The sequence below is a fragment of the Phycisphaerales bacterium AB-hyl4 genome (assembly GCA_041821185.1).
GTDB classification, from domain to species: Bacteria; Planctomycetota; Phycisphaerae; order Phycisphaerales; family Phycisphaeraceae; genus Natronomicrosphaera; species Natronomicrosphaera hydrolytica.
The window spans coordinates 1-4,853 of the sequence record JBGUBD010000024.1 but is presented as its reverse complement, the minus strand read 5'-3'; the positions used below and the strand labels follow the sequence as shown (position 1 = coordinate 4,853).

General features: G+C 61.5%; 7 protein-coding genes. 6 read left to right on the top strand and 1 reads right to left on the bottom strand.

The genetic code is table 11. The features are described 5' to 3' along the window. Nucleotides 1-254: 254 nt before the first annotated feature. From ACERK3_19580 to ACERK3_19570, 3 genes are all read left to right on the top strand, one after another. Nucleotides 255-650: a hypothetical protein gene (locus tag ACERK3_19580; GenBank protein ID MFA9480474.1), complete on the top strand. Its 396-nt coding sequence runs from the start codon at nucleotides 255-257 to the stop codon at nucleotides 648-650. Nucleotides 651-736: 86 nt separating this feature from the next. Next, entirely contained in the window at nucleotides 737-1,099 is a 363-nt protein-coding gene (locus ACERK3_19575) for a hypothetical protein (protein MFA9480473.1), read from the top strand. Beyond that, nucleotides 1,096-2,331, top strand: coding sequence for a hypothetical protein (locus tag ACERK3_19570; GenBank protein MFA9480472.1), 1,236 nt, complete (start codon nucleotides 1,096-1,098; stop codon nucleotides 2,329-2,331). Before ACERK3_19575 ends, ACERK3_19570 begins: the two co-directional genes overlap by 4 nt. Here the strand turns inward: ACERK3_19570 and ACERK3_19565 are convergent. Then, complete coding sequence (locus tag ACERK3_19565; GenBank protein ID MFA9480471.1) at nucleotides 2,326-2,964, bottom strand: hypothetical protein; 639 nt, start codon at nucleotides 2,962-2,964, stop codon at nucleotides 2,326-2,328. The two genes, ACERK3_19570 and ACERK3_19565, sit on opposite strands and share 6 nt — an antisense overlap. 48 nt (nucleotides 2,965-3,012) lie before the next feature. Here ACERK3_19565 and ACERK3_19560 point away from each other — a divergent pair, with 48 nt between their 5' ends. From ACERK3_19560 to ACERK3_19550, 3 genes are read left to right on the top strand one after another with little or no spacing between them, the layout of a single operon-like run. Continuing rightward, complete coding sequence (locus ACERK3_19560; GenBank protein ID MFA9480470.1) at nucleotides 3,013-3,357, top strand: ribbon-helix-helix protein, CopG family; 345 nt, start codon at nucleotides 3,013-3,015, stop codon at nucleotides 3,355-3,357. Nucleotides 3,358-3,390: 33 nt separating this feature from the next. Further along, nucleotides 3,391-3,564 (top strand): helix-turn-helix transcriptional regulator, encoded by a 174-nt coding sequence (locus ACERK3_19555; protein ID MFA9480469.1) that lies wholly within the window; start codon nucleotides 3,391-3,393, stop codon nucleotides 3,562-3,564. Then, nucleotides 3,561-4,853: a tyrosine-type recombinase/integrase gene (locus ACERK3_19550; GenBank protein MFA9480468.1), complete on the top strand. Its 1,293-nt coding sequence runs from the start codon at nucleotides 3,561-3,563 to the stop codon at nucleotides 4,851-4,853. Before ACERK3_19555 ends, ACERK3_19550 begins: the two co-directional genes overlap by 4 nt.

The following is a 4,853-nucleotide window of genomic DNA, read 5'->3' as shown; positions in this document are numbered from 1 at the left end:
ACTTGCGGCTCTTTTCAGGATAAGTCGCTTACTGTCAACGACTTGCAAGCGTCCCCTAGGGGATTCGAACCCCGCTATAAACGCAATTCTGACGCAGGCGGCGAAGGTGGGACACACATAGGGACACAACCGCCCGCAGCTCTCGCGGACGATCCCGAACTTTCACAACTCATCGAAGCATGGCCAAGGCTGACGCCGAGCGATCGGGCGTCTGTCCTGGCTGTCGTGCGCGCTGCACGGGAAAGAGGCAAGCCATGAGCTGTCGAGTGTACGACCCGGCGGGCGATCTCATGCCCTGGCGAACCATCACCGACGCGGCGGGCAACCGGCGCGAGCTGTGCGCCATCGGCCGGCACATCTTCGAACGATGCACTGACGACCACGAGCCCGAGCCCATCGGCGATCTGGTGCGCCAGGCCTTGGCGGTGGTGAAGCTGCAAGACGAGGTGGCGGCGATGGGGCCGGCTGCCGGCGAAGCCGGCCCGCAGGGGCAAGGCCCGCAGCCCGCCGGCTCTGCGGCGGGCGAGGACACGCAGCCAGACGGCAGGGGCCCCATCGAGGCCGGAGGGAGGGAGCCGCCAGGCGAGCGACTGACCGCAGGCCGGCCCGACGCCGGTGACGTGTTCACAAACGTTGATTTGAGTCCATGAAAAAGCCGCTCGTTCCCTGTTCAGCTTGGCGGCGACGGGAAGCGGGCGGCGGTGCAGAAACCCCTTACTAAGAAGGAGCCTGTTAGATGAAGGATAGCACATCACTACCGCCTCGGCCCAGTGCCGAGGACGATCTGGATTTCGCACATGCCGTGCTGCCGTTGCTGTTGGAGTCGGCCGAACTGGCCGGCTATCGCGGGGCCGAGATGGCTGGGCGAGCCCGCTGCATCGAGGTTCATCTGCGCGACGCACACGGCGGCGAGCTGTGCGTCTACCTGGGCCGGGCGAAGAAGCGGCACCACGCCCCGAATCGTCGCAAGTGGGTCATCGCCAACCGCCCGACCTGGCGGCGGACGTTCTGCGCGTTGCAGGATCGGCTGTTCGGTGGACGTGGCGTGCCTGGTTGGTTGCGCCCTGGCTGCACGAGCTGCGGGAGGGTGCAGCCATGAGCAAGCGCCCACCCACGACAGCGGCGGGCTCGACGGACGGCGGCGGGGAGGGGCCCCCTGCGGAGGGGGCCCCGACGCCGACCGTCGCAGGCCGCCCCCTGCTCGGCGATGGCGAGGCCGTCATGGCCGCCACCCTGCCGCCGCGCAGCGGCGGCCTTAGTCTTGACCAAGAAGAAAACAAATCCCCGCAAGGGTTGAAACTGCTGGACCCGAACAATGACGTGATGGTCATTCCCGAATACAGCGGCGGGAAGCTGGACCCCTACGGCGGAACGGGCAAACGCATCGCCGACCTGCGCAAGTTCGAGGCGCTGGTGGCGGCGATGGTGCGGGCAGTCATGCTCACGCTGACGATCGACCGGTCGCAGTTCGAGAATCCCGAGCAGGCCTTCGATGAGGTGATGCCGAAGCTGTCGCGGCTGCTTTCCGAACGGCTGGGCGTGAAGGTGTGGGCCCGCGTTGCGGAGGTGCAGACCAAGAGCGGCGACGGCTGGATTCACTGGCATATCCTGGCCGACCTGGCCGGCACGCGCTTTGAGACGCGCCCCGGCTTCGCCGACCTCCGGGCGTTCAATGCGGCGGTGCGGGAGTGCTGGTGCGAACGCTGGTCTATCAGCCAGCCGGCGGGCGTCGATACGCAGCTCGTGCGCAGCAAGTCGGGCATCGTCGGCTACATCGCCAAGTACCTGGTCAAGCCGTGGCCGGCGATTCCGCCGTGGATCGGTGAGCGAAAGCTGTTCCGCCTGGTGGGCTTCTCCAAAGCGGCGAATGAGCTGCTACGGTTGACGGGCCTGCTGCCCGAGCGACGCGAACCACGCTGGCGACGCGAGCAACGCAAGCGGCCCCTGGAGTCGATCTTCAAACGGTGCGCCGCGAGTGGGCTCATGTGCAAGGTGATCCATGGGGGGCGTTGGCTGGGCCGTCTGAGTGCGAAGGCGGAGCACGTCATGCTCGCGATTCAGTCGGGTCTGATTCCCGGCACCTTGCGGCGGCGTGTGTTCGAAAATGCTGTTGGACGCAGCGAGAAGGTCATCGCGGTGCTCAACGAAGCGAGCCGGCACGTAGTGGATCGGGTGAATGTGTGGTTGCATGCTCATGGCCTTTCGGCTCGTATCGAAAGTGAATATCAGCATCGGTTAACTGAATTATGTGATGGATGGAAGATGGTTTGCGAACAGAATGAAACGATAGTTAGAGTGGGAACCCGCGAATGTTTAGAACATGCGTCATGATGACTGATCCGAGTTACGTAATCGACTGAGCGAGCGTTCCAGCTCCCGTAGCTGATCTGGCATTTCGCGTCGTATCCCTGCAGAGGCCGAATGTTTGTAAAGATGTTTCATGTAGTCGATTAAGCATGCGAAACTTGAATGTATAAGCCACTGGTGCGCATCTATGCATGTGTCCAATTCATCATCGTCAATTTGAAGGTCGCTGACTTTTTTCGGATGGGTAATTCTGTTCCGTATGGCCAACGCTTCCTTGAATGATTCCCATCCTTGGCCGCCTGAGTCGAATTTAAAATCTGGATCAAACTTCATAAAACTAACAACTGCAAAGCGAAAGTTCTTGGCTGTAGGCACAAACTTGGAACGGCTTTTGACTTTTGTTCCTGTACGATCCAACTCGTAGGATTCTTCACGTAATAGCGCAATTTCCCCAATAGTGTATTGACCAGGATTTTCGTTCGCGAAACCGAGCGACCACGTTTTTAGAAGGTGTGTAATACCCTCTGCACCTGCGAAGATTGCACGGACGAACATGCGGCGATTAAAACTACTGGTTCTGTCCTCGTGCAGCACGTCAATTGCGGTAAGAGTGTCGCTTAGAATCTCGCGAAAGAATTCCTCTTTGTCTTTGAACATGATGATGCGCCTAGTAGATTCGTTCTTGACAGAGGAGGTGACTATGGTATGATCGAGGTCACCATGCCAGAACCAAAAGACAAATTCAGCATTTCGATGGATCCGGAACTCGTGCAGCGGCTGGACGCGATTGCGGAGGCGCGAGACGAGGCCCGGTCCACACTCATTGAGCGGATTGTACGGCATGGCGTCGCGGATGAGGAAAAATTTCTCTCCGACATGGAAAGTCCGGTCAATCGGGTGATCGCACAACTGCTCACCGAGTCGCCCAAGATCACGATGGCCCTGGCGCGCCTGGTGGGCGAACAGCTCACGGAAGAAGAAGTCGGGAAGCTGCGGGTGGAAGCTGAGCGTGGAAAAGCACGCCAGAAGAAAAAGCGAGGGAGTAAGTAAATGATGTCCGGGGAAGCTTTCAACGATCGACTGATGAAACTCAAGGACGTGGCCGATCGCCTCGGCGGGATCTGCGTGCGTGGTGTGCGTCGCCTGGTGCAACGCGGCGAGTTGCCGGCACCGGTGAAGGTGGGCGGGCGTTCGTGCCTGTTCGAGTCAGACGTGCAGACGTATCTGGAACGGCTCAAGCGGGGGCGTGGCCGATGATCATGTACGTCCTGCGACGCAAGCGGAAGCGAAACGGGCGGGCGGTGCAGGATCGCACCTACACCGGTCGATATCGCCTTGAAGGGCAAGGGCAGGTGCAGACGGTCGCCCTGGGCGTGACAGACAAACGCGTCGCGGCGGAAAAGCTCAAGGCCATCGTGAACCAAGCCGAGCGGGAACGGGCGGGCCTGGTGCTGCCCGAGCGGGAGGTTTCAGCGGCGCAGCGTCCGCTGCTCGATCACCTGGCCGACTTCATCCGCAAGCACAAGTCCCAGGGGCACAATCGCCAATACGTCGAGCACCTGGAGAACCGCAACGAACGTCTGTTCGCTGAATGCGGCTGGCGGTTGGTGCGGGACGTGACGCCGGAGTCGTTCGACGCCTGGCGATCACAGCAGAAGGCGATGGGGGCCAAGACGCAAAACGAATATCTCGCAGCGATCAGCGGCCTGCTCAAGTGGCTGGCGTCGCGCGAGTTGATTGCACGCAATCCGCTTGCCCGCGTCGGCCGAGTCGATGCACGCGGCAAGGAGCGGGTGAAGCGTCGGGCCATCTCGCCCGAGCAGTTCCAGCGGCTGCTGGACGTGGCCGGCGAGCGGCGGGTGGTCTACCTCACGGCGGCGCTTACCTGCCTGCGTCGCGGGGCGCTTTACGCCCTGCAATGGAGCGACGTGTTTCTTGATGGCGACATACCGCGTATCGAACTGCCGGCACGTCTGGCGAAGAACCGCACCGAGCAGACGGTGCACCTGCATCTCGACGTCATCGACGAGTTGCGGAACCTCCGGCCGGCCGACGTGAAGCCGCGGGCCCGCGTGTTCGCCGGCCTCCTGCCACGCACCTGCAACAAGGTATTCAAGCAGCACCTTATCGCGGCCGGTATCCCGTTCGTGGACAGTCGCGGGCACAAGTTCGATTTTCACGCGCTCCGGCATACCGCCTGTACCTGGGGCGGTGCCACGGGTGCGGGCGGCTCCATTCTGCAGGCCTTCACCGGGCACAAGACGCCGAGCCAGGTCGCTCGCTACGTTCATGCCGATCACATGCCTGTGGCCGGGATCGTGGCGAAGCTGCCTCGCTTCGAACTGTCAGGGACACACATAGGGACACAAAAGCGGGTCCGCAGCGGTCAAAACCTGTCCCAAGTTGTCACACTTGAAGAATCCACCGGTACGACTGAAAACGACTTGGTGGCCCCGGAATCGCGGTTGGCGCATAAAAAGACCGTTGGTCTGGTGACCAACGGTCAAGCGTCCCCTAGGGGATTCGAACCCCTGTTTCCAGGATGA